We start from the raw sequence: 23,990 nt of genomic DNA, 5'->3' as shown, positions 1-23,990 counted from the left end.
CAGACGGAACCGCTAGTCTCGACCGAATGTCGCTTAACCTCCGTATATTTCGTTACACAACTGCATGTGTTGTCATCGGCATTGGATCGTCTTTGTTGTCCGCTAGCGTTGTTGTCTACACCTATACCGCAGGGCAGCTCGTCAAGATTCCGCTGAGTATCGACGCTGCCACCGTCTCAACTGGAACTGCGGAACTGCTAGACATAGCAGCTCTCGCAAATGGAAAGTTACTTGTCGAACCGACTGTCCCGATTACTGTTTCGCAGCGTGTCAGCGTGCAAGACCCGTCCAACTCCGAGGTCGTCACACTGCAGTCGGCCGTTCAAATGTTGCGTGACGATCGATCTGGAACCGCCGCCATCGTCAACGCAAGCATCGACCTATTGACTGTCGACAGAACATCTGGGATAGCACTCGCGGATCCGCCGGGATCGATCCAGACTGACATGGATCGACCCGCAGAAACTGTTGTGCACGAGGGTTTTCAGTTCAAATTTCCGTTTGCCACCGAAAAGAAGTCATATCCCTATTTTGATACGACCTTGCGTGCGAGTTATGACGCAGACTTCGTCGGTGAATCCGACCTGGAAGGCGTTCGTATCTACCAGTTTCGGCAAGAGATAGAGCCCGTGGCGATCGGCAGCAAATTCACCCTGCCTGCATCCAATTGGGGCAGGGATGGAACTGATCCGGTAACTATGACGCGCTTCTACGGCATAACTCGCGACCTCTCGATAGAGCCAGTTTCAGGTGCGATTGTCCAAGTGCAGCAACACTATAAGCAATACTTCGGAACATCTGTCGATGATCCGAAAGCGATAACGATTGTAGACGTAGCACCTAGGCTTGATGCTGCGACACAGCATGAACAACTTGAACGCGCGATCACGTACAGGAATCTCATCCAGTGGGGCACGGTCTATGGTCCGTTGATTGGCGTCTTCGGTGGACTGCTACTAGTCATCGGTGGGATCTATCTCGCTCGAAAGGCTTCACGAGTCGATATGCGCATCGAGAGTGTCGAGAATCGAAAATCCGTTGAACTGATCAGTCAGTAGTCCTTTCGCAAGCGGACCAGCGACCTGGTCTGAATTCACAGGTACAGTCTCATCCCGCGCGAAGGGTCCGTAACAATCAACGGTTGCAGACCTTTCGCTGCGTGATTGCTGGCGATTGCACACCTGGCATGACCGTTCTATGGTCCAGCAAGGTCAATGGCTACTGTGTACGGTCGCGTGGATGCTCGGCCCTCTATTGCACCTGTTGGAGCGCGGCGTCGGCTTTAGGCAGGCTCGCGGTGTATTCGGTGGCAACGCTGTCCCTGTTCGTACTTGCCCGCGAGAACACTCTTTTACCGGGGTCATAGCCGCGCGGATCTGCGAATTGGACGGCGACTGCGAAGGCGACCGGATCGTTGCGGGTTTCGGGCGGCACCGTCGCTGCGACGTCCATGAAGTGCTGCACGGCTGCCTCCGTCGCCTGGCCACTTTCTGTGCCACCCGGATAGCTGGATTGCCAACCGAACACATCGACCGTACGTGTCATCCCTGGCCCGCCGCCGCTGTTGCCCGCGTACCAGCCACTCTCGGCTTCCGCGGCAGCGAGAGCGCCAAGCGCCATCGTCTTGTCGCCGCCTCGTCCCGTGACAATTCTGACGATCGACTCGACGGTGTAGTAGCGGCGCACGTCGACGCTGTCGTTGACGTCGATTGCAGGCATCTGAGTTGCGGCAGAGGTAGTTTCGGACTGCGGACTGGCATCGTTAACAACGTTGTCGGCTGCACATGCGGTGAGTCCGGCGCCGAGCGAGGCTGCTGCGACGACGATACCGATCATGCGCGTGACAGCAATAGTCCGTGTGGTGCGTTTCATTTGCATTCTCCTTCGATGGTGAACTGCCGGATTCTGTGCGTCCGGTAGTTCTGAAACCGTTTGTGCCTGTGCGATGTTGGGTGCTGAGGTCTTTGTGGATATGGACTTACTCGATCGACGAGCGTTCACTTTTGGTGCGCTGGTCGCGTGTGTGTCGATCAGTATCTGATGCTGTCGAGGAGCCACTGGTCACAGTCCTTGGTGAGCGTGACCCACACGGTGGTCTCCGGTGTGACCGTGGTGGTCTCGTGGCCGACGATTGCCGTCTGGTGAATGCTGGCCACGCGGTGAATGAGGGTGTCGGTGTCAGGTGGGCAGCCCGAGCAGCCCACGTTCACGTCGGCAACGATTTTCGCGTTGTCGGAAGCCCACTGTCCCCATTGCGCGCCGGGTCCGCGTTTGGTGTGGATGTCGACGAGTAGCGACTCTGCGAGAGACTCGGTGAACCAGTTCCGTGCGCGCGCGTAAGCGTCGGTGGGGCTGCGATCGGTGGCCGGGTACCAGGTAAAGGCGATGGAGAGCGCCTGACGCACAGTGTCTTCCGCTGCGTGGGTATCCGGGTCCGATGGGACATCGACGGCTGGGAAGGGTGTCGCCGTGGTCGTCGTGACCGTGGACGGTGTCGCCGAGGAGGGGGCTGGCGTTGCGGTGCCAGTGTCCTCGCTCCCGAAGTCGGCGAAGAAGAACACCAACCCCGCAACGATCGCTGCGGCTATGGCGAGGAGAACGAGCTTGCGTGCGGTACTCACATGACCCTCCGGGCTTTCATATCGCTCTGCAACGGAGCTTGTTTGACGACGTCCCCGGCGGTGGGGGCATGGATCATCTGGCCGTCTCCGATCGCGACTCCGACGTGGCCGGGACCGGATCCTGACCATGCGCCGAATACCAGGTCACCTGCTTGTACCTGGTTGATCGGGATCTCGACGCCGACTGTCCATTGCTGCTCTGAAGTGCGAGGCAACGTGACCTGGTTTCCGCTGCCTTTGTAGATGGCGTAGCTGGTCAGTCCGGAGCAGTCGAACCCGCCGCCGGTGGTGCCGTTGATATTGCCGCCGCCCCACACGTACGGGGTGCCGATGTACTGGCGTGCAGCTTCGACGACCTGCGAACCGGAAGCAGATCCGGGGGAGACGACCAACTCGCCGCTACCTCCAGGTGTCGCGAACTCTGCTTCGTAGGCAAGGACTTTCGCGACGTACGGTTGCGTCTGGGTGGTGTAGTCGCCGCCGCTGGGCATGCCGCCGGCGTCTTTGACGGAGTATTCGCCGCCGTTGTATCCGGCGATGTAGAGCGAACGCGGATCGCCTGTGACGGATCCGTCGGCGATCCAGCCGTCGACGTTCTTTGCGATGTCACAGAAGTACCGGCCCTGAGCCATGATCGCGTCCCCGTCATCCCAGATCGAGATCTTGCCGTTCCCGTCGTCGTCCTGGCCGTACACGGTGAACGTAGGGTCCATGAATTGCGTGATGCCCTTCGCGCCGTCTGTGGATTCCAATCCGCGAACTAACCCGGACTCTGCTTTCGCATCCGCAGCCAGTAGCGACGGTGTGATCTGCGGGCACAACGACCCCGCCGTGCGGAACCAGGGCTCCATCTCGGGAGGAACTGATCCGGCTTTGAGATCCCCGCCGCCGGCGACGCCGAATCCGTCGCCGCAGTCGATTGAGGACGACGATGCGACCAGCGCGATGTTCGGACTGCCGCCGCCGTCCTCACCAGCAGGTGAGGACGCTCCGCCGAGCTTGGTCATCGGGTCGATCGCGAATCCGCCTTGCAATCGTCCTCCTTCCCAGTACTCGAAATGCAGGTGCGGGCCGGTGGATCCACCGGCGTTGCCGATGTTGGCGATATGGTCACCGGATTTGACCTGTTGGCCAGGGATGATAAGGATCCCGTCCGTGAACATGTGTCCGTAAACCGTGCTTACGGGCTGGTCGTCGACGAGCGAATCGATGACGATCCAGTTCTCGAATCCGACGCCGGGACCTTCACCGGAGGGGCCCGCTTTGACCGCGATGCCGTCGAGGGCGGCGTAGATCGGGGTACCGACCGGCCCGGCGAAGTCGACGCCTTTGTGCTCGGTTCCCCAACGGGGCCCGAACGGCGAGGTTTGCGTCGTCGTACCGGCTTTGGTGGGCTGGGTGATCGGCCCAGACGCTTTCAGTTCCGTGTTGCTGCTTGGTGATTCACTTGTGTCGCTCTCGCTCGACGAGGTGCTGCCGCAGCGGTTCTTCGGGATGACCGGATCATGCGCGCACCCGGACAACCCCAGAACAGCGGTGGTGCCGGCGATGAGGATCAGCGCCACCGTCCGGCGCGTCACAGCGTCCCCGGTAGCGGGGTGTCGAGATCGGGGCTCGGGATAGGCCCCGGCACCGGGATCGGTGCGGGCTCGAGACTTGTCGTCGGGCTGGGTGTCGATGCTGCAGGTTCCGGCGTCGATGTCGACGCGGCGGGGGAGCTGGTCGTCGATCGTGGCGCCGCGGTGGTAGTGACCGTCTCGGAAGTCGGGGCACTGGCCAGCGAAGGAGCGCCGAGCTTGTCGACCTCACTGCGATCGAGCGTCGGCAGTGGTGCTTGCACCTGCCACACTGGACCCGATTCGGATTCAGCTGTTTTGAGGGTGATGCGTAGGTTGCCGACCTGCGTCGGCACGGTCACTTGCACGGCGCTTTCTCCGCCGGTGCCGGCCACGCTCTCGCTCCGCGTCGGCCCGGTGATCGCCACCGGCACAAGCGGGCGGGCGTTGACGAGGGTCGCACTAGGTGCGTCGGCGGTGTGCTTGCCGAGCTTGGTTTTCCATTCGCTGTTGGAGAGCGATTGGTCGACGTAGGTGTGCGCGTATGTCATCGCTGTGGCCGGGGCGCTCTCTGCGACAGCAGCGACGGACTTTCCTGCGGCGGCGGATTCGGTGACTTCGACCAGGTCGTAGGTGAGGTCGCCGGCGACCGCCGCATCGGCAGACGCAGTCGCCGTGGTGGCGGTGATATCCGCTGCGGATGCCGTGTTCGCCGCGGTGGGGGACTGGCCGAACAGTGATCCGGCGACGAACAACACGGCGAACGCGGAGACGATCGTGATCGTCAGGTTGGTCCGTGAGTAGAGCACCCATCGCCGGATCGGCGCGAGTACGGGATTGGCTGTGCTGGTGGACATCTGTCACCCCTGACCGTGGTCGGCAGCGCCTACGGAGGTCAACGACGGCGTCCACAACCGCCCCGTCGACCGAGGCGGCGTCGACGGGGCCGACCGGGGTGTGGGTCTCGGCACCGAACTCTCCACGGAGGTATCGGCAGAGACTGGAGTGAACACCTTGGTCGGCGCTATGTTCGAGCGCGGCCCGCCGTCCCAGGTCTCACTCACCGACGAAAAACTGCGTGCAGAGCCGCTCTCGGATCCCACGGGTTGGTGAGCGACCACGCTGCCCCTGTTGGTCGCTGGCAGCTGGATCCGAGGCTTCACCGCTGCGTTGTCTGTGTCGGTTTCGGAGGGCTCACTCGTCTGGAGATCGCGCTTGGCGGCGTCGTGGTCCGATTCCCGTCGCGAATTCGTCAGCCGCTGTTGGCGATCCATCGTCTTGCGTGCTTCGACGCGGGACTGGTCGACTTCCTGGCGGCGGCGTTGGTTGAGCTCGCGTCCCTCAGGGCGTGGCAGTGTCTCGCCGCTGTCCTCGCCGTCTCGAGTGTTGGTGTTGTAGCGGTCTTTCACGTTCTGCGAGACTCGATCGGCAGCAGCACCGGCCACTCCTGCGACTGCTCCCGTCCCACCCGTCGCTGCAGCAAAGAATGTCTTTTTCATCATCGACTGAGCGCCGCGGGCTTTGCGGTTGAGTGGGCCGGCTTTGTTCTGGGTGATTGTTTGCGACATCCGCTTGAACGGCTTCATGATCATCCAGCACACCGCGGTCAAGATGATCATGAACCATAGCCGCCACGTATCGTCGACGATCCCGTTGCCGGTGTCGTAAAGCTTGACCAGCGCCATCAAGTAGAGGGCGATGACGACTGCGCCGACCACACCCCACATGTATGCCGTTGCGATGGCGCGGCATACCCGAGCGAGGGTGCCGCCGTGTATAGCAGCGAGCGGAACCCAGATCGGCGCGAATAGGATCGCTAGCCTGATGGCAAGTAGCGCAGTCAGTTTGAGGATCGAGGCTCCGATCCACAGGACGGACGGCATCATCAGTTTGATCATCGCCATGAATCCGGTGCCGGTGCGCCCGGAGTCCTTGCCCTGGAACTGGTTGTAGGAGAGGTTCAGGCCCTCGAGTTTCTTGATGATGTTGTCCTCGAAATCCTTTGCCTTCTTATCGGCCAGTTCGCTTGCGGCCTCGTTGTCATCGGTGATCTGTAGCTGCTCTGCGTACGAAAACGCCAAGGTGTCGCGCAGTTTCGGACCGAGTTGCAACTCGTTGTCGTTGAAGTTCGTTCCGAACCAGCCTTTGCGCCAGTCGTCGAGAAAGATTTTGTCGACCAACACGTTGCGTGGATCTGCGTCGTTTCCGGACACGGAGAGCATCTGCCCTTGGGTGTCGGTGATGATCGATCCGAAGGTGTCGTCGGCGATCTGAATCGCCTTCTGCGGTGCTCCGACGAACAACGCCCCGATCGCCAACGCGGCTCCGGCAATAGCGACAGTGCGAGTGACAGCGGCGGCATTGGATTTGAGCGCGTTCCACAGGATCATCGCCGCAACTGCGGTCAGTGCGATACCCAGCCACATCCCGTAGACACCGAACATGCCGTCGGCGATGGAGGAGACGATCTGGTCGAACTGAACCATCGCCGGAGCGATGCCGGCATCCTCAGCGGCTTGGCCGGTCTTGGTCTGGTCGTCGAGCCAGAATGCCGCGGCAGCGAATCCCTTGCCGATCGCCAGGAAAAGGTTGCCTGTTGACGTGTCTGCAACGGCGCGGGGCGCGTTGACCAGGTCATTGCCGCAGCCGAGATCGTAGGTGTGCCACGACAGGCCGGCCCACCCGTAGGTCTCGTAGCCGGTGCCGCTCTCTTTCGGTGCGCGGTTCTTGCTCGAAGAATCGAATTCCGACGCCATGACCGAGTTCGGATATTCGGGGGTAGGGACGTCCTTGCAGTCGAATCCGCCCGCCGATGCGATCCCACCGCCACCGATCAGCGACAGCAGCAACAACGCCAGAACCGCCAGGATGTGCCCCACACGCCCACCCAACCGGTGACCGCGCCCCCGAAGGGGCTCAACTTGGGTGTTCCCAATCGCTGGCACAGGGCGGCATTCGAGGGCAATCACGCTGGCCCGCCGAGAGCGTTCTTCGACGACGAGGAGTTCAGCGCCTCGAAGACGTGCGCGAGATGCACGTAGTGGATCCAGCTCGAGCGCACCAACTCGACGTCGTCGGCCATCCGGATCATCCAGCGTCGCGCTTGATCCTGGTACGAGGTGTCGGTGTCCTCGTCGAGAGTGTCTTCACCGCCGCTGCCCAATTCGGCGAGGAACTGCTCGAAGCCTTGCCCGGCAGGGAGTTTGAGCAGTTTCAGGGCGCCCGCGATCGCATGGGGATCGCCGCCGACGTCGCCGACGAACACTTCGTAGGTCAGTGCGGTCTTGTCGTCGCTGCCGTCCAATCCGAGGAAGTCGTCCGGGAGTTGCGAGCACACGAGCGCGCGGAGAAGGTACTTGCGTGAGTCGCGTGCAATGCGCAGGTTCAAGGTGCGGCCGGCACCGGTGGATTCGAGGTATTTGTTCTCGTCCAGGAAGAGCACTTTGCGGACGTGGCGCGGCTTTTCGTAGACGAGACGGTTGGCCAGCCAGGCAGCCATGTGCATCAGGGGCGCGGTCATCCGCTGCTGCGGAGTCCACTGCGAGGACGGTGTGCCCTCGGGCGGCAATTGCAGACCAGGCATCGTCAGGATGGTGAGCCGGATGTCGTTGTCGAAGGAATCGCCACCGCTGCCGATCGTGCCTTCCTCGGGGAAGAGCACACGAGCTTCGGTGAGCCTCGACATCAAGTCGAGCTGCTGATACAGCCCACTCGCGCAGGTCCTGACCGCTTGATCCGGATTTTTCTCACTGATGGTCTCGAGCGCGGCCAGCACTTCGCGCAGGTTGTGGTTGCTATCGCCGCCGACCATGTTCGCCGCCAAATGCAGAACCGGTTCGGTGTGCTCTTGATGCAGATGACGTTCGGTGAGCATCATCTTCAGGACCGAGACAGCGACCTCGACACGTTCCGCTTCGGCGGCACGCGTGTCGGCATCGAACTTCGATTGCGCCGCAGCATACGGATCGGCGTCGCGTGCGAACTCGGTGTTGGCGGTGTCGTATTCGGGATCCTCGCGCCGGGGGTTGGTGATCACCCGGTACGGGTTCAACGCTCCCGCGCGTGAGTCCCGACCTGTGAGTGCGTAGACGCGGGCGATATCGCGGAATTCGGGGAGGCTCGCCAGTTTCGACAGCGGCCCCGACGGGTCGAGAACGACGCCGTAGGCGCCGGCGCGAACTGCCTGATACACGATCATGCCGGCGAGAAACGTCTTACCCGATCCAGGCACAGCGACGATCGGAGTCAGCCCCGACTTGTGTTTCCTTTCGTGAGCGGCGAACAGATCCCAGATCACCGGACGTGGAGAGATCGACGAGGTCTCGCCGAGGACGACTCCGCGACGGTCACCGATGCGGTCGCTGACCGTGGCCATGCCGGCGGCGACCGCTTCGACGTCCATCCGGCGAGCATGTGCGATGTTCGCTTGCGGCTCACCGGGAATGAACTCGCGTAGCAACTGGTACTGGCCGTGCTCGTGTTCGAGCGCGATGTGCGGGGAGTACATCTCTTGCAGAGCGGAGACCTTCTGCCGAACATCGTCCGGACTGGTGCCGACGACGGCGACGCGGTACCAGCCGGTGGTGCGCGTCGAGAGCCCTGAATGGTCCTCCTCGACGTCGGAGATCACGTTCTGCGCGCGAGCATGCTGCTGCGCCAACTCTTTCGGCGGCACCTGATCGTGTTCGACGGTGTAGTGGTCGAACTGGCTCTCGATCTTGCCGGTGAGGGAGCGCATCTTGCGGATGGTCGATGCCTTGTCGTGCAGTTCGATTCGATCCGACCACTCCAGCGGCTCCCCGGAAGGGTCGCCGATGATCTGCCACGGGAGCATCCGCTCGGGGATCGGCAAAGGTGCCATGCGCCCGACCGTCAACACGATCACCACACCGGTGTACGTGCGGCCGTCGACCACACCGGAGACAGTGGTGTAGCCATCACCCGGGGTCAGGGACAGGTCGGTGAGATCTTCGAGGGCCGCGACGTCGGTCTCCTCCCAATCGCCGGCGCCCGCAATCGCTCCACCCGCTTCGAGAGGGAGACCGATCGTCGCGGAGCGGCGCAGCAGGTAATCGATCGCAGTAGGGGACGCGGGAACAGCTTTCGCGCCGCGGCCCGACATGATCCGCTCCAACGCGGCGAGGTGATCGGCGAGTGCCTTCTGCTCGCGCTCGAAGGCGTCGTCGGCCCATCGGTTTACCCACGTGCAGACCCGGCCCAACAGGGGCCAGTTGGCCGTGTACCGCAGAGTTCGAGCAGTCCAATCCAAACCCTGCCCGAGTCCGGAACGCTCGGGTAGTTCGATGCCCCAGTAGCGGCCCTTCATTGTTGCGTTCGACCACAACATCGCGTGCTGCTGACCGCGTAGGTAGTCCGCCCACGACAGTGCGCCGGGCACATCAGGAATAGGTGTGGCCCAGGCGTTGTGGTCGATCGCCCACTGCGTCACCGGGAACGGGGTGCGCACCAAGCGGCGGTGCAGCGTGCGTACGCCTGCTTTCTGCAGGTTGGTCAAGATCATCGCTTCGTCCTGGATGAAGCGCCGTTGCTTACCGGTGGTGCGGAAATTCCAGGGTCCTTGCTGCTGCCAGAACCACGCCGTCGACGTTGTCGCGGTTCGGGTGATGTTGGCAGAAGTGCCGGTCAGTTTCAGATGGACAGCTTTGCGTTCGCGCTCCACCCGCTTCTTCGCGGCATCCTTCTCGCGGTCGGTGGCAGACTTGCGTGCCTTCTTCGTAGTCCGGCCGCGGCGACCACGACGCCGCATGACTTTTTCTGCAATCTGCTCGGGATCGGTGAACGGTGTCGGCTCGGTGTCCTCGCCGTAGTCGTCCTCGCCGTTGTCGTCGTATTCCGGAACCGGTGTCGGGTCGGCTTCGGACCACGCTTGTGCAGGACGGCGCGCACTCGACTGCGCAGCTGCCCACGACGGCGGTAGCGAGCCTGGAAGAATCACCGGAACCGGATCCTCGACCTTCGGGTCGAACAGTGCGGCAATATCGTTGTCGGAGGCGGTCATCGGTGATCCTCACCGTCGAAATGGGCACAGGCTTCTGGCGTGGATGCGCGCCTGGTCAGCCGTGCCGGGAGGGACACGAACACGGTTTTGCCTGCCTTCGGTGGACGCGGAGCGGCGAGGTCGTTGAGAGCGGCCTTGAGCACCGAGCGCAGCGGCCGGTCGGGGGTGACGAACTTAGCGATGCGGGTAGTGATCCAGACCGTGATCAGCGCGAGCACCATCAGAGTCTTGAAGCCGAGCGCTACATGCAAAATTCCCCGAGCGATCACGAACACCACGACGAACGCGGAAGCACCGACAAGGCCGGCGGTGTAACGGATCCGTACCGGCAGGGGATAACCGGTCGGACCGAGATAGTGCCGGTCTACGCGGTACATCAGGTCGTCGTTGTCGATCACTGTGTGCTCCGTTCGTGTGGTCTCGGGGTGAACATCGGGAGGGGCTACGTCTGAATGCCGACGAGGCCGAGGATCCAGTTCCCGATCCCGGTGGCGGCGGATTCCGAGGTCGCGATCCCGAGATACGCGAGTCCGAACAGACCCAGGCCGCCGACGGTGAAGACTCTCGAGAGATTGCCTTTGAGTCCGCCGACCAGGACCACACACGCGAGTGCGATCAGGATCGTGAACACCACGTTGTCCTTGATCCACGCACGCAACCCGCCGGTGTTGACGTCCGTCGATTGCGCGAGAGTGACGACATCCGCAGCGGCAGGTGGGTGCGCCGTCGCGATCGACAGGTCGATCACGGTGGAAGCGATAGAAAACATGAACACTCTCCAACAGTTTGAAAACCAGATCCCACGAATGTGGTTGCGCGGGAACATAGAAGAAGTGGTGCTTCGACTTCAATCCGCCTGTGGATAACTTCTTCGATTCCCGTGAGTGCGCATCGGGTTCGGCGTTACTCCGTGCGCTGTGGTGGACGAGTCATGCTCAGCGCGAGGTTCTTCGGCTCGTGTATGCCGGTTTCCGTCGAGTGGTTGCGGGTCCTTCCATCGTTGCCGAGAGGGGTTTCGTCAACGTGGTGATGAAAGTCCTGACCGGTAGAGCAGTTGAGGGTGTGGACGGAGATGGTCGCGCCGGGTTCCGAGCGTTGTGTCGACAGTGGTGGCGATGAGGCTGTCGATACTCTTCCGGCATGGTGCCATCGAAGTCCTGCGGAAGGGCTTTGTCGCAGAGGTGGATTCGACCACTCATGTGCGGGTGTGATGAAGCCCGTCGCGAAGGAGTGGGAACGCCGCCATGAGTGAGCGAAGTGTGGGGGTGTGGCGAAGAGGGAACTCATCGGTCAGGCGCCCGCGGAAGCTGTCGTTCACGTACCAGCGTCGGCAGGTGTGAAGTGAGGTAGTTTCACGGGGTAGTTTTGCGGCGTGCCGAAATGGTGTGTGAAACAGGTGTATTCACACCTCCCCCTCCGGGGGTCACTGCCGCTTTCCGGCCCTCTGGGCCGGAAAGCGGCAGTGTACTCATGAAAATTGCTCCGCGCCAACTCTTTTCGGGAACTGCTGGTCAGAGGGTTGCTTTCGGGTGTTGATCGCCGAACCAAGATCAGGGCGCGAACAGTCGCCATCGGGGTGATCGAGAACCGTTTCAGGCAGGGTTGAAAGGTGACTGACGAAGCTGCGTCTCGGGTCCGACATTCGCGACTGCGGACGGTGCGCAGAGGTGTATTCGGCGCTTTGATTTCAGTGCCTCGCAATACCCCTCGAAGCACTCGATTCAAGATCATTTCCGCCGCCGTTTCACCTCTTGTTGGGCGGTGGATTCCACGGTTCGCGGCGGGCTTATCCAGTGCCGCAATCGGTGTCGGTTCGAGCTGTCATCGACGGAGTTTCGGTGCTGTTAATCAGCATGCGGGGAACTGGCGTCAGCGCGTCGGCTGCAGGCTAGGAAAAAAAGTTATCCACAGGCGCCTTGAGAATCTTTTCCCGACTCTGCGAAAGTGCTCCCACCACACACCGGCGACCTGTAACGGGGTGCGAATCGAGCGAAAGGAGCAGTCGATGGGCAGAGGTCAGCACGACCCCCTCAAGGACTTCCTCGTCGACCTGTTCAGCTCCGAGAAGACAACAGGACAGCCCTGTAAATCGGAGAAACCTGCGGTCGGCAAGTACAGCGCGATCGCGCCATTCATCATCATCGCAACAGCTTTCGCGTTCTACGCTCCACGAATTGTCGAGCTGACTGGGCAAACACCCGAAAGTCAGGGCGCTATCGCAGCCGTGGCGATTCACGGATACCGCTGGCTTCTCCTGCTCGCTACCCTCGCACTGATCGCATTCGACGTCGTGCGGTTCATCTCGTACCGTCACCGCGTTCGGCTCGATGCCCACGTACGACAAGCCACCCGGCACCTTCCGGTGAAGGTCACCGTCGGATTCCCGTCCGGTGTCAGCGCGTTGCGCAGCGCCAAGATCAAACTTCCCTGCGGAGCGATCATCCGTCCGAAAGAGATGGACGAATTCACCAGTGCAGTACGTGCTTCCGTAAACCGGCGATCAGGGAAGTGGACCCACACGGTTACTCATCAAGCGCACCGCGATCAGATCGTCATCACCCGTAAGCACGTGGAACCCGACACCCGCTCCGATCGCCACCGGGTCCTCGAACAGGTCCTCGTGGGCGGACCACTCAAGGACGCGGCCGTCACTGTCGACTCGTACGACGACGACGGTTCCGAGACCGGCTACAAGATCACCTACAGCCAGTCGATGTCGAGCGGCGTGCACGGGTTCCAGCGCAAAATCGACGAGGCTCTCACCTCCCTCGCCGGAACCCACGAGTCAGGCCGCACCTGGGCGACACAATGGTTCCCGTCCGAAGGTTTTCTTCTGATGATGTTGCGTGCTCCGCTACCGACGCGTGTCGATCATCCACTCGAACTCGTCGACGAGAATCTGCGCCACCTTCCCTATGCGACAGCGGCATCGGATCTGACCATGTTCTGGGACATTTCCACGAAGTCGAACAAGCCGCACTGCCTGATCGTCGGACCGACCGGCGGCGGCAAGACGTCGGTTATCCGCACACTCCTCACAGAAGCCGCGCGCCGCGGAATTCCGTTCCTGGGCGTCGATCCGAAAATGATCGAACTCGACGGACTCGAGGGGTATCCCGGTTGCGCTGCAATCGTCTACGACGCTGTCCGCTCGGCAATGCTGGTGCGCGCGCTGCACTGCGAGATGATGGCCCGCAATCACTACGTGCACGTGAAGAAGATCGAGCCCTCGGAGCTTCCACTTTTGATCACCGTGCTCGACGAATTCTTCATCCTCTCCGGCAAGTGGCAGCGACTGGCGAAGACCGGCGACGACGAGACCCGCGAGATGCTCAAGGAACTCGATCCGCTCGGTGCGTGGGCCGATCTCGCGGTACTCGCACGATCCGCCGGTATCCGCTTGCTGCTTGGTGTGCAGCGTCCCGACGCGTCACTGTTCGGCGGCGCCTCCGGTAACGCACGCGACAACTTCGGCACCCGAATTTCGCTCGGCAATCTTTCGCAGGACGGCGCGATGATGCTGTGGGGAGAGTCCCAAGTCGGCCGCGTAATCGACACCTCCGTTCCCGGTCGTGGTGTGGCATTGGGCAACGACGGCTCCCCCGTGGATGCGCAGATGTGGTGGACCCCGAACGTCGACCCCCACCCGAACAAGTGGAATCAGCTTTCGGACTCCGAGAAGGCGATCATCAACGGGCTCCGGCCACAGGTGGAACCGCAGATCGCGTTCTACTCGAAAGAGTTGCGCCAGTTCGTCGAATCCGAACGCTCGATGGCCACGACAGCACGCGAACGCGGCTACGCCCCGGAGCCGACGCAACTCGGCCAAGACCGCACGGATCAGGCCGTACCTGCCGCAGCCGTGCACGACGATATCGATGCGATTCCGGCTCACTCGGTGACCGAAGGAACGACGATCCTCGTTACCGGCGAGGACGGAACCGAACACGAGGCAACCGTCCTCGCCGTGACCGTCATCCGCAACAAGGACACCGGCGACGTCACCGAAACCACGATCACCGTGGGCGGCACCGGACGGGTGAAAAACCACATCACCTACGGGCCGCACGAAGTGGTGTTCCTACCTGAGCCGGACAAGGTCCTCGAGTCCGTGTGACCCCCTGAACGCTCCACCCCCGAAATCCTCGAAACACCACAAGAAAGGTCCATCGCCATGGCTCGTCGTATCTCCCAGTCGATCACCCCCACCACCGAGGACATCACGTTGCTTCGTGGTCCCTTCGCGCCGACCAAGGGCGGCGGGGATCCGGTCATCACCGCACTGCGCAAGGTCCTCAAAGACGGCGTCCCGACGTGGCTCGCCAAGCTCAGCGAAGAGCAGGAGTTGACTCAGCCGCGCCTCGACGAGATCAAGAGTGCCGTCGCGACCCGCCGCCAGATCATCGAGGTTCTGCCCGAAGGCAAGGCACGAGAGGACGCTCTGGCGGCACTCGACAAAGCAGTCACCATCGTCTCGGAGATGGACAACGAACTCTCCGGCGTCGCTGCATTCAGCGGAACGAACGCCTGATGTCGGCCCTTGCCATCGAGATCACCGGCGAGCGGACCGCCGTCGCGCGCGGGGCAGGGGCCGAAGAGGTGGACCTGACCGCCGACAAAGGGCAGTCAATCCACGCTGTGATCGCTGCGTACAGCCGCAAGCATTCAGCTGATGCGGGTGCACCGGTAGAGGTCGTCGTGAACGAAGCAGGACGCACGAATTACCTCACCGTCGAGCCTGACGGGAATGTCTCGCGGTCGTTGCCGACAGGGCCAATCGCAGCGGCTGCTGGGCGGGAAGTTCCGCAGGTCGATGTTGCACCGGAACCGGTCACGATGTCCGTGGCCCCCATCGGCCACCTGCCAGTTTCCGCCCCCGACACAATGTGGCGGGAAGGCAACGTGCAGAAGCAGCGCCCACCAGTCCCGTGGCAGCGTCCCAACCCCGATACAAGCGTCCGTCGCTCACAGGCTCACGCCTCGACACGAAGCACGCGTCCCGCGATGTCGGTACTCGCTGCTCCAGAGATCACGCCCGGATCAAGCGAACCCGCGCGCACAGGTATTCGGGGTCGACTCAATGCCGTTCTGAACCTGGGACTGGCACCGAAACCAGAGTCCGCCGAGATGCGTCACCGCGCCGCAATCGCTGCGATCACCGGTCCGATTCCGGGGTTCTCGATCGTGACAGTGGCCAACCCGAAAGGGGGTGTCGGCAAGACCCCGATCGCAGTCGGATTGAACGCTGTCATCGCTCAGCATCGGGGAGCTGGAAGTACGGTCTGCGCGGATGTTGCAGAGGTCGGGGGCAGCCTCGCTGACCGCGTCTCCGTTCCACCGCGCGCCGGTCAGGATGTACTCGCACTAGTTGCCGCGCAGGCCGCAGCACCGGGAAGTATCCGTCCTTCCGAGCTGTCGCGGTTCCTCTCACGTCAGCCAGGCGGTGAAGACGTCGTGGCCGGCATTTTCGACGGATTCGACGGTGCCGCCCTGGGATACGACGACGTCGAGTCGTTGGCCAATGTTCTGTCCGAGCATCGCGAGATTCTCATCGCAGATACCGGCAACAATCGGTTGGCCGGGAGTTGGCAGTGGGCGACCTCGAACGCGAACGTCCTCGTCGTTCCGGTGCCATTGCGCCGCGATGCTGCCGCTGCTGCGCACCGGATGCTGCTCGACCTCGCTGCTGCCGCGGGATCAGACATCTTGGCCCGCACGATCGTCGTTATTACTGACGGACCAGGTGATGCTCCGATGGTCGAGATCGAGGCCGTCGATGCATTCCTTGAGGTCGGCGTCCATTCGGTTCGTCGGATGCCGTTCGAGCCGTTGTTCGCGTCGGGAGAGCGGATCGCGACTTCCCAGCTTCGCTCCACGACCACCGAATCCCTGACTGTCGTTGCCGGGGCAGTCGTCGAACTGATTGCACACGCCGCTGGCTGACCCACTGTCGTTCGGCACAGCCGTTCGACCCTGCATATCGGCCTCCACCAGCAGTTCCTCATCGAAAGGCACCACAATGAGTATCGACATCACCGCGGGTAACCGAGCCGCTCGCCGCGCACAGCCCCGCGCCCGGCACCGCCACCGCAGTGCCGCCCGTCAGAGCGCTGTCGCTGTCATAGCCTGCGCAGCGGTCGCGGCCGGTGTCGCCCTCGCCCCCTCCGCGCTGGCCGCACCAGGTCAAGCCGGAATCACCGACGGCGGCGGACAGGCAGGCATCGCGCAGGGCGGTGGCCAGTCCGGTGTCACCTCCGACGTTCCCGCTCCGGCCCCTGTCGTTCCCGCGCAGCCCGCGCCGACTTACTGGGTCGAACCGCCCGCCCAGTACCAGAACATCACGTACCAGCCGTTGCAGAACTTCGACTACAACACCAACACCTACACCCCGCCCGCTGACTACGACGCCACACCGATCGATTACAGCCAGCTTCACCTCCCCGGTCCGGTCGAGATCATCGCGCCGATCATCGCTCCGCGTGACACCCTCCGCTTCGGCACGTTCCATATCGCGCAGCCGAACTGGGTTTCCGACGCCGACCTCGAAAGGACCAACAACACGACCTCTGTCGTCGAGTCGATGGTCGCAACGTTCTGGAATTCGACCGGAGTCCCTGTCGACAAGGCAAGCCGTGAGTCCGCTGCGCAGATCGCAGGCGCAGCCAGTGGAGCATTGACCGGCGGATTAGCGCTCGCAGCGCCGTTCGCGACGGGCGGAGCGTTGATCGGCGGCACCATCGGCGGCAACATCGGAATGGGCCTGGGCAACGTATTCGTCCCCGGAATCGGCTGGGTGGCAGGAGGATTGGCCGGAACCGGCGCAGGCGTAGGTATCGGCGCACTGGCACTAGGTGTTCCGGCTTTCCTCACGGGCGCAGTCGGCGGGGGAATCGGTGGATTCGTGGCGGCAACCGCATACGGTGCCGGCGAACTCGGAGAACCCGTCGACATCGAGATCCCGGACGTCGACCAGCCCGCAGTGACCGCGCAGACCCAGCAGGTCCTCACCGAGTGGGAGAATTCCGGACCGGTCGGGCAGTTCGCAGCCAACACGGTCCGCGACACGGTCGCTTCCGCATCGGCCCTCGATGCGCAGGTCCGCGACTTCGTCGGCGGGCAACCCGGCGGCGAGGCAGTCATCGAGCAGGTCGACGCAGCTCTGACGGACTTCTTCCAGAACGCCTCACCGGGTCTGGCATCCACGTTGATCAGCCAAGCAATCGGCGGCGGCGCACAGGCGTAACCCACAGCAACGGATAGCTCGGTCGGGGCAGGCGGCGCACCTGCCGTCCGCCCCGATCTGCCAATGGCGATGACACCGACGAAAGGTGAGTACGCAGACGTGAAGTCGATACTGAGCACGAAGACGACGAGGCATCCAGCAGTGATCGATACGCTCGGCGGCGCACCTGCGGGGATACCGCAAGCCGCTCGACCCGCAACCGGCTCACCGAAGACATCCAAAGCACCTAAAGCCAGCGAAGCGCCGAAGCCCTCAAGAGCGCCGAAAGCACCACGCTCGCCGAAGGGCGAGTCGCCGCGGCGCCCCTACCTACTGCGATGCGCGGCAGCAGTACTGCTGGTTGCGGCACTACTCGGCTGGTTCCTGCTGCGCGTGTTCTCCGGATCGGACACTTCCGCGCCGGTGGTCGCTCAGAGCGACGACGTAGCTCCCACATCGATGCCGGCCCTGGCGGTCACCCCGCCGGCAGTCAGCACCGAACCAGTCGCCGACCCCAGCGCCTGCCGCACCGACCAAGGCGATCAGAAGACAGGCGCGGGCGTTATCGCAGCCTTCGAACACGCCTACTACATCACCCGCTCCGCAGACGCCGTCCGAGCACTGGCCACCCCCGACACCTCGCTACCTCTTGCGGAAAAAATTCAAGCTGGAATCGACTCCGTTCCCGTAGGAACCACGCACTGCGTGCGCATCACTGCGATCACAGCCGGTGTCTACTCCGTCGTTCTCGCGGAAATGCGTCCCGGCATTGCCCCCGAGCAATACCCACAGACGATCACCACCAAGAACATCGACGGCCGCTGGTTCGTCGACAGCATCAGCTGACCCCACGACCGCGACGACATTCTTCTTCAGAGAGACGAAACTCCAATGAACCACTCAGCCAAGCGAACCCGACGATCAATCGCTGTCGCAGCCGCCATCGGGGCCCTCGCCGCGTTGACCGCGTGCGACAGCGACGACAGTCGCGCCGCCACCGGTGTATCCGCCTCCAGAAGTGGCACGATCGTCACCGACTCGACTGACGATCTCGGGTCCATCATCATCGGCTTGGGTGAAAAGCACGCCGACATCGAGATCATCACCCCGAAACCCGAGGACATCACCGCCCGCTGCACCGGCACAGGCGAGAACCTCGTCGTGGACATCTCGGCACCGCACGGCTGGAAGATCAAGGCATCCAGACCGTCCCAAGTTCTACCGTCGAGAACACCGAGCAGGACCTGTCCGGAGACATCGACACAACAAACCAGTTCCTCGAAGCCCTGCACTCGATCGACTGGTCGAACCCTGACCAGGTCGACATCGCGGCCACCGCTGATGCGCCGGCCGACTGGAACTCGTCCTACGGGCAAGGACGTGTCTATCTGTCCCTGCACGTCGACTGCACCTGATCGGTGAGGGCTCGACAACTAACGTCATGGCCCAATGTCAACGGAGAGTTATCCACAGGCGGGTTGATGCGGCGCGCCCAGATACGTCACTGTGTGCGCTCACCTGAAAGGTGGGCGCGGCTGACGGGACATCGGCGGTGCACACCGGAAGGTGCATTGTCCCCTGGTAGATGAGGTGCACATGGCGCTCCCACGTCCGAAAGCTCGCCGCGCGGTCACCCTGTTGGTGACCGCCACCGTCGCCACAAGTTCGGTCGCACTCACCGCACCGGCCATCGCCTCCGCTCAATCCGGATGCGGGGCAACATTCAACCTGTTCATCCCCGGCACCTGGGAGACCAACGAGAGCGCCGACCCCGCCGAGCCGGTGGGCATGCTCAAGCCTGTGGCCGATGCTCTCAAGAGCGCGCATGGCAGCGACGCCGAGGTTTACACGCTGCCGTATATGGCGCGCGCATTCGACAACGGTCGCACCTATGCAGACAGCAAAGCCGACGCCCTCACCAAGTCGAAGCAGGTCTTGTCGAAGGTCGAGAATGCTTGCCCGAAAACGAAATTCACTATTGTCGGCTACTCGCAGGGCGCGGACGCTGCCGGCGACCTCGCGTCCGAGATCGGGAATGGCAAGGGCCCCGTGGACGCTGGTCGAGTCCTCGCAGTCGGTCTGCTCGCTGATCCTGGTGCCGGAACGACAGGCTCTGCGACGGTCGGCCCGCGCACGTCGGGCCGCGGCATCGCCGACCCGCGCCCACAGGGGATGGGTGCCCTTTCTGGCCGTGTCGCCTCGATCTGCGATCCAGGAGACCTGTACTGCTCGATCGAGAAGGGTGCGAGCCCGATACTCGGTTCGCTCGGCTCGATCCTGACCAAGGGCCCTAGCGGCGCCGCGACCGACATATCGGCCGGCGGGAACAGTCAACTCGCCACCGCGCTGACATCGGACTTCTCTGGGGCCGATTTGCCTGCACTGGCGGCGAATGTGGCCACTCTCAGGCAACAGTTCGCAGAACCGGTCGTCGACCTCAAACAGGTAGCCGTGGCCGCTACATCTATCGCGAAGACCCTCGCTCCATTGGCGGACCTCCTCGACTCCGGAGCGGCGAATCCGCACGCGAACGGTCAACTCGAGGCCGCACCTGTTGGTACCGCCGAATACAACGCGTCCGAAGTCCTCACCAACGCGGGGCAATCCGATCTCACTGCAGCGCTCGCCACGGCCACGACGCTCGCTGACACCGCGACCACGCTCACCGGCAGTGACGGCGGTGAATCGCTGCGGCTGCCGTCGACGTCGGCGGAGGTGCAGACCCTGACGAAGGCCGCAGAGTCTCTCGGCGCACTGGTCGCTCCACTCGCGTCGACGCCCTCCGATGCACTTACCTCCGCAATCAGCGTGCTGTCGGTACTCAAACCGACGGTGGTGGTCAATCAGGTTCTGGGTGTCGCCACCGGTATCACCTCGCTCGACATGCCCGGCATCCTCACCAATCTGGCTTTGCTGCCGCAGAAGGTCGCCGGACTCGACGCCCGCGGTGCCCACGAGATCGCGGGCCAGCTGAACAATCAGTTCTCACCGTTGGTCACGATGGCGGCAGCTGTTGATCTGACATGGGTCTCGCAGGTGCTTTCGGTCATCCCGGATCCCTCCGGCGCTACCCAGATCGCGGCGCTCGTCACGTCGATCCTCGCGAATGTCGATGTGATCAAGTTGGCGAACATCGTCGGGCAGATCCAGGAGATCGCCTGGGCTGCTGTCGAAAAGCTTCTTCCTCCGCCCGGGCAGCTGCCCGACTCCCTCGGCGCAGCCGCAGCCATGACCGGACTCGTTCCGGTCGGCCTGGACCTGGCGTCGGTGGCGATGAACATGCTCTCAGGCAAGGCCACCAAAACCCCGCCGGCACTGCTGGGTAAACAGACGAACACGGTCTCCACGAGCATCACTACCGCGGCGGAGAACCTGGATCTGCCGCAACTGTCGAACTCGTTGGTCAAGCTCTCCCAGTCACAAGGGGCGGAGGACCTCGCGTCCTTGGTCGACGAAGGTTTGCGTGCCGCGGACTTTTTCACCTCCGGTGCACACACCAACTACAACGCCCTCGTCGTCGACAACGCCGGACGTAGTGCCATCGTGTGGCTCGCGGACTGGCTCAATCTCCAGATCGGACGTGCCGTATGAACCCCACGAGCCCACAACCCTGCTGCCCGATGGACGTCATGTGAGAAGTGCGGTCACCGCGGCTATCACACACGGGGTGATGCGAAGGTGGTCTGCAAACGACACCACGGCGCTAAAGGGATGGCCGTGTTCGCCTGCCCGCACACCGAGGGCTTGTTTTATGTCGGACACCGGCCGAATGCGTTGAGTATCGGGGAGATCGATCGCGGTCTGTTACGAGTTCAGGCCCTGAAATCCGATACCGCACCAGAAGGTTTCAGCGTCGCGCCGGCCACGACAGCCCTGCGTCGACGTCATCGTCTGAATCTCACTCCCACCAGACGCTCGCCGCCGAGCCCTTCACCGCGACCACCGATACCCGCCGACTGGAACGCGCCCGGCGGATGCGCACCACACCTCTGTGTCCCTGCACGTCGACGGCATCCGATCCGAATAAGGAAACGACAGAATGAACTCCACGAACTCCGATGACGCCGAACAGCATGCTCGCCTGCACAATTCGCGTCCCGACGATCGTGTCACTGCCTGCCGGCAGGCAGAGTGCTCCGAGAACACGTACGGGGGATCAGTGCCGGACGCCTTCACGGTGCTGCCAGGCGATGAAGGATCGCCGGTCGTCATCCATGTTCCGCATTCCTCCCGCCTGATCCCGCCCGACATCCGCGCCGACCTGATGCTCACCGACGAGAAACTCGCCGACGAGCTGGACGAGGCCACCGACACCGCCACTGACGAAATCGCGCTCGCCGCCATCACCCATGTTCGCGTGCGGCCCACGATCGTGATCAACCATCTATCGCGCCTGGTGATCGACCCGGAACGGTTCCCCGACGGCGATCCGGCTGAGTCGTTCGGCCGCGGCGCCGTCTATACCCGGACCTGCTCCGGGGCGCCGCTGCGCGCCGAACCCTACGCCCGTCGGGCGGAACTGATCGAGGCATATTTTCGTCCCTACGCCGACGCTGTCACCGCCGCCGTCGAGGACCGGTTGAGCGCTTTCGGGCAGGCGATCGTCATCGACCTGCACTCGTATCCGGAGAAACCGTCCGCGTTCGAAGACTCCGCCGCGCCGCGGCCACCGTTGTGCATCGGCACCGACCCTCGGCACACCCCGGAATGGCTGATCGCTGGCGCCCGTGGCGCTTTCGCGTCTCTCGGCGAGATCTCCGAGAACACGCCCTACAGCGGAACGTACGTGCCACTGCTGCACTACGGCCATGACGACCGGGTCTCCTCGGTGATGATCGAGCTGCGCCGCGACACCTACCTGACCGATCCAGCCGCACCGCACCCTGAACGCATCGCGCAGCTCGGCCGCAATCTCGCCGCCTTGATCGACGCAGTCAGCGATCGAGCCGCCGATGTGTAAACCCAAACCCGGCCCACGCTGCACCCCGCACATCCGCAAGCGTCTCGACAACGCCGCCGCCCGCATCGATTCTGCCCGCGCCAGGCTCAACGAAAACCCCAGCCAAGCGCGCCTGCACCGGCGTGTAGTCGCGGCAGAAGCCGCATATCGTGACACCCGCGGGCTTTACGACTCCACTCCAGGCGGCCAGAACGAACTCCGCACTGCGATCGCTGCCGAATCTGATCCGGAGCGCCGGGCCGAGCTGAAGCGGCGTCTGGCCGCTGGGCAGCAGTTGCGGGCCGAACAAACCGAGGCACTGCGCCGCGTACGAACCAGCGTGGCGGACAATGACAACGAGAAAGGGGAACACGATGGACGAACCGATGACGCAGGAACGCCGCGAGGGCTTTTGGAGGCAGTACGGCTGGAGTCCGGAACTACCGGAGGACCAGCGGAAGGCGATCGAGGCGCGCTACACGGATCCGAAGATCGAGGAAGCCCAAGCACTCGGCTTCTGATTGACAGACAACAGGTTCGACCGGTCGCCGACCACACTCTTCCCGAGGCGGAACGCGCCGGCTTTGCGACGCGTAACTTGTCTGCTCCCACGCTCTACGAGTTGGCATCCGCGGACGCCGGCGTCTATCGCCAGCAGATGCTCGAGCTCACCCACAAGAATCCGCACGCCGCCTCCGTCCATGTCTACGACGAAGCCGAATACCGGCAGATGCGACTGTTGGTCACCGACGACGGAAAAGCCGGCGTCGCACTCAAAGACGACGAAATCGTCTCCGCATTCGCGCACAAGGACTGCGCATATCCGAGGTCAGTGCAGTCGATGCTCCGCCAGGCCACGCGGCTGGGAGGCCATCGACTCGACTGTTTCGATACCGTCCTGCCGGATATGTATGCGGACGCTGGATTCGTGCCTGTCGCACGGCTCGCCTGGAACGACGACTACGCACCCGAGGGCTGGGACTACCAGCTGTTCGGCACCTTCAACGGCGGTCGGCCCGACGTGGTGTTCATGGCGTATGACCCCGACCGCGTCGGTGGCATCTACACCCCGGGGACGGGGGAGTACGTCGACGACTACGACGTAGGTATCGCCCGCTCCCAGGCGTACCAGCCAGGCATGTCGAAAACATGAGGGGCGCAAGCACTATGTAACGACATGCCCGAGGGCATCAGGCGTGTCCTGAATTATCAGATACTGCAGATAACATGAACGACATACTCATTCAGCATTACAACGACAAGGATTCTCTGTGGCCGAAATATTCATTCGCCAATTCATCGACGACCTCGACGGAAAACCCATCGACACCGGATTGGAACACGAAGTCACCTTCTCCTACCAGGGAGCTGATTATCGAATCGATCTACGCCCCACCAATGCCGACAAGATCGAAGCGGTATTCGCCCCGTACATCAAGGTCGCGGAGAAGGTCTCCTTTGCCAGCAAGCCCCGTACGAAAACCTCGACCGCGGCCAAAGCGTCGGGGTCTGGCCGATCCGCCGAGCAACTCAAAGCAATCCGCGACTGGGCCGGCAACAACGGCTTCGACGTCTCCCCACGCGGGCGGATCAAAGCCGAGGTCATCGATGCGTTCGACGCCGCACACTGAAA

General features: G+C 62.8%; 19 protein-coding genes. 10 read left to right on the top strand and 9 right to left on the bottom strand.

Annotated features, from left to right (window positions below; all coding sequences use genetic code 11):
• Positions 1 to 26: 26 nt before the first annotated feature.
• Entirely contained in the window at positions 27 to 1,058 is a 1,032-nt protein-coding gene (locus tag CJ178_RS30590) for a DUF3068 domain-containing protein (protein WP_095888827.1), read from the top strand.
• A gap of 193 nt (positions 1,059 to 1,251) precedes the next feature.
• Here the strand turns inward: CJ178_RS30590 and CJ178_RS30585 are convergent, their stop codons facing one another.
• The 8 genes from CJ178_RS30585 to CJ178_RS30550 form a co-directional block, all read right to left on the bottom strand.
• Positions 1,252 to 1,872, bottom strand: a complete 621-nt coding sequence (locus tag CJ178_RS30585) for a hypothetical protein (protein WP_095888826.1) — start codon at positions 1,870 to 1,872, stop codon at positions 1,252 to 1,254.
• Positions 1,873 to 2,030: 158 nt separating this feature from the next.
• Positions 2,031 to 2,621, bottom strand: a complete 591-nt coding sequence (locus CJ178_RS30580) for a hypothetical protein (protein WP_095888825.1) — start codon at positions 2,619 to 2,621, stop codon at positions 2,031 to 2,033.
• Complete coding sequence (locus tag CJ178_RS30575; RefSeq protein ID WP_095888824.1) at positions 2,618 to 4,201, bottom strand: peptidoglycan DD-metalloendopeptidase family protein; 1,584 nt, start codon at positions 4,199 to 4,201, stop codon at positions 2,618 to 2,620. The genes CJ178_RS30580 and CJ178_RS30575 overlap by 4 nt, the downstream gene beginning before the upstream one ends.
• Entirely contained in the window at positions 4,198 to 5,034 is an 837-nt protein-coding gene (locus CJ178_RS30570; protein WP_095888823.1) for a hypothetical protein, read from the bottom strand. Before CJ178_RS30570 ends, CJ178_RS30575 begins: the two co-directional genes overlap by 4 nt.
• A gap of 3 nt (positions 5,035 to 5,037) precedes the next feature.
• Complete coding sequence (locus CJ178_RS30565; protein ID WP_257013597.1) at positions 5,038 to 7,056, bottom strand: hypothetical protein; 2,019 nt, start codon at positions 7,054 to 7,056, stop codon at positions 5,038 to 5,040.
• 86 nt (positions 7,057 to 7,142) lie between these two features.
• The gene (locus tag CJ178_RS30560) at positions 7,143 to 10,196 is read right to left on the bottom strand and encodes an ATP-binding protein (protein ID WP_095888822.1); all 3,054 of its coding nucleotides are present in this window, start codon (positions 10,194 to 10,196) and stop codon (positions 7,143 to 7,145) included.
• Positions 10,193 to 10,594, bottom strand: coding sequence for a hypothetical protein (locus CJ178_RS30555; RefSeq protein ID WP_095888821.1), 402 nt, complete (start codon positions 10,592 to 10,594; stop codon positions 10,193 to 10,195). Before CJ178_RS30555 ends, CJ178_RS30560 begins: the two co-directional genes overlap by 4 nt.
• Positions 10,595 to 10,638: 44 nt before the next feature.
• Positions 10,639 to 10,965 (bottom strand): hypothetical protein, encoded by a 327-nt coding sequence (locus tag CJ178_RS30550; protein WP_095888820.1) that lies wholly within the window; start codon positions 10,963 to 10,965, stop codon positions 10,639 to 10,641.
• Between the two features lie 1,236 nt (positions 10,966 to 12,201).
• Between CJ178_RS30550 and CJ178_RS30540 the strand changes: the two genes are divergently transcribed.
• The 5 genes from CJ178_RS30540 (at position 12,202) to CJ178_RS30520 (ending at position 18,264) form a co-directional block, all read left to right on the top strand.
• Positions 12,202 to 14,313: an FtsK/SpoIIIE domain-containing protein gene (locus tag CJ178_RS30540; protein ID WP_095888818.1), complete on the top strand. Its 2,112-nt coding sequence runs from the start codon at positions 12,202 to 12,204 to the stop codon at positions 14,311 to 14,313.
• 57 nt (positions 14,314 to 14,370) lie between these two features.
• Positions 14,371 to 14,727 carry a hypothetical protein gene (locus CJ178_RS30535; protein ID WP_095888817.1) on the top strand — a complete coding sequence of 119 codons (357 nt, stop codon included), beginning with the start codon at positions 14,371 to 14,373 and terminating at the stop codon, positions 14,725 to 14,727.
• The gene (locus tag CJ178_RS30530; protein WP_095888816.1) at positions 14,727 to 16,139 is read left to right on the top strand and encodes a chromosome partitioning protein ParA; all 1,413 of its coding nucleotides are present in this window, start codon (positions 14,727 to 14,729) and stop codon (positions 16,137 to 16,139) included. The genes CJ178_RS30535 and CJ178_RS30530 overlap by 1 nt, the downstream gene beginning before the upstream one ends.
• Positions 16,140 to 16,215: 76 nt before the next feature.
• Positions 16,216 to 17,439 (top strand): insoluble domain protein, encoded by a 1,224-nt coding sequence (locus tag CJ178_RS30525; protein ID WP_095888815.1) that lies wholly within the window; start codon positions 16,216 to 16,218, stop codon positions 17,437 to 17,439.
• A gap of 99 nt (positions 17,440 to 17,538) precedes the next feature.
• Positions 17,539 to 18,264 (top strand): hypothetical protein, encoded by a 726-nt coding sequence (locus CJ178_RS30520; protein ID WP_257013596.1) that lies wholly within the window; start codon positions 17,539 to 17,541, stop codon positions 18,262 to 18,264.
• Positions 18,265 to 18,290: 26 nt separating this feature from the next.
• On the opposite strand, the gene CJ178_RS32980 is transcribed toward CJ178_RS30520, so the two are convergent.
• On the bottom strand, positions 18,291 to 18,818 hold the full coding sequence (locus CJ178_RS32980; RefSeq protein ID WP_179300885.1) for a hypothetical protein: 528 nt from the start codon (positions 18,816 to 18,818) through the stop codon (positions 18,291 to 18,293).
• A gap of 196 nt (positions 18,819 to 19,014) precedes the next feature.
• On the opposite strand from CJ178_RS32980, the gene CJ178_RS30510 reads away from it, so the two are divergent.
• The 4 genes from CJ178_RS30510 (at position 19,015) to CJ178_RS30485 (ending at position 23,988) form a co-directional block, all read left to right on the top strand.
• A complete protein-coding gene (locus CJ178_RS30510) occupies positions 19,015 to 21,009 on the top strand; it encodes a cutinase family protein (RefSeq protein ID WP_095888814.1) in 1,995 nt (664 codons plus the stop codon).
• 448 nt (positions 21,010 to 21,457) lie between these two features.
• On the top strand, positions 21,458 to 22,378 hold the full coding sequence (locus CJ178_RS30500; protein WP_095888813.1) for an N-formylglutamate amidohydrolase: 921 nt from the start codon (positions 21,458 to 21,460) through the stop codon (positions 22,376 to 22,378).
• Entirely contained in the window at positions 22,371 to 23,510 is a 1,140-nt protein-coding gene (locus CJ178_RS33465; RefSeq protein WP_257013594.1) for a hypothetical protein, read from the top strand. Before CJ178_RS30500 ends, CJ178_RS33465 begins: the two co-directional genes overlap by 8 nt.
• 118 nt (positions 23,511 to 23,628) lie before the next feature.
• Complete coding sequence (locus CJ178_RS30485; protein ID WP_095888811.1) at positions 23,629 to 23,988, top strand: histone-like nucleoid-structuring protein Lsr2; 360 nt, start codon at positions 23,629 to 23,631, stop codon at positions 23,986 to 23,988.
• Positions 23,989 to 23,990: the final 2 nt, after the last annotated feature.

This window comes from Rhodococcus sp. ACPA4, from assembly GCF_002300185.1.
Classification (GTDB): Bacteria; Actinomycetota; Actinomycetes; order Mycobacteriales; family Mycobacteriaceae; genus Rhodococcus_F; species Rhodococcus_F globerula.
The sequence above is the reverse complement of the archived record's forward strand: the minus strand, read 5'-3'. Positions and strand labels throughout refer to the sequence as shown.

Bases quoted from the DNA above. Each gene is read 5' to 3' on its own strand.
- CJ178_RS30590 (WP_095888827.1), top strand. From the start codon at position 27: ATGTCGCTTAACCTCCGTATATTTCGTTACACAACTGCATGTGTTGTC.
- CJ178_RS30585 (WP_095888826.1), bottom strand. From the start codon at position 1,872: ATGAAACGCACCACACGGACTATTGCTGTCACGCGCATGATCGGTATC.
- CJ178_RS30570 (WP_095888823.1), bottom strand. From the start codon at position 5,034: ATGTCCACCAGCACAGCCAATCCCGTACTCGCGCCGATCCGGCGATGG.
- CJ178_RS30560 (WP_095888822.1), bottom strand. From the start codon at position 10,196: ATGACCGCCTCCGACAACGATATTGCCGCACTGTTCGACCCGAAGGTC.
- CJ178_RS30550 (WP_095888820.1), bottom strand. From the start codon at position 10,965: ATGTTTTCTATCGCTTCCACCGTGATCGACCTGTCGATCGCGACGGCG.
- CJ178_RS30540 (WP_095888818.1), top strand. From the start codon at position 12,202: ATGGGCAGAGGTCAGCACGACCCCCTCAAGGACTTCCTCGTCGACCTG.
- CJ178_RS30535 (WP_095888817.1), top strand. From the start codon at position 14,371: ATGGCTCGTCGTATCTCCCAGTCGATCACCCCCACCACCGAGGACATC.
- CJ178_RS30530 (WP_095888816.1), top strand. From the start codon at position 14,727: ATGTCGGCCCTTGCCATCGAGATCACCGGCGAGCGGACCGCCGTCGCG.
- CJ178_RS30525 (WP_095888815.1), top strand. From the start codon at position 16,216: ATGAGTATCGACATCACCGCGGGTAACCGAGCCGCTCGCCGCGCACAG.
- CJ178_RS30510 (WP_095888814.1), top strand. From the start codon at position 19,015: ATGGCGCTCCCACGTCCGAAAGCTCGCCGCGCGGTCACCCTGTTGGTG.
- CJ178_RS30500 (WP_095888813.1), top strand. From the start codon at position 21,458: ATGAACTCCACGAACTCCGATGACGCCGAACAGCATGCTCGCCTGCAC.
- CJ178_RS33465 (WP_257013594.1), top strand. From the start codon at position 22,371: ATGTGTAAACCCAAACCCGGCCCACGCTGCACCCCGCACATCCGCAAG.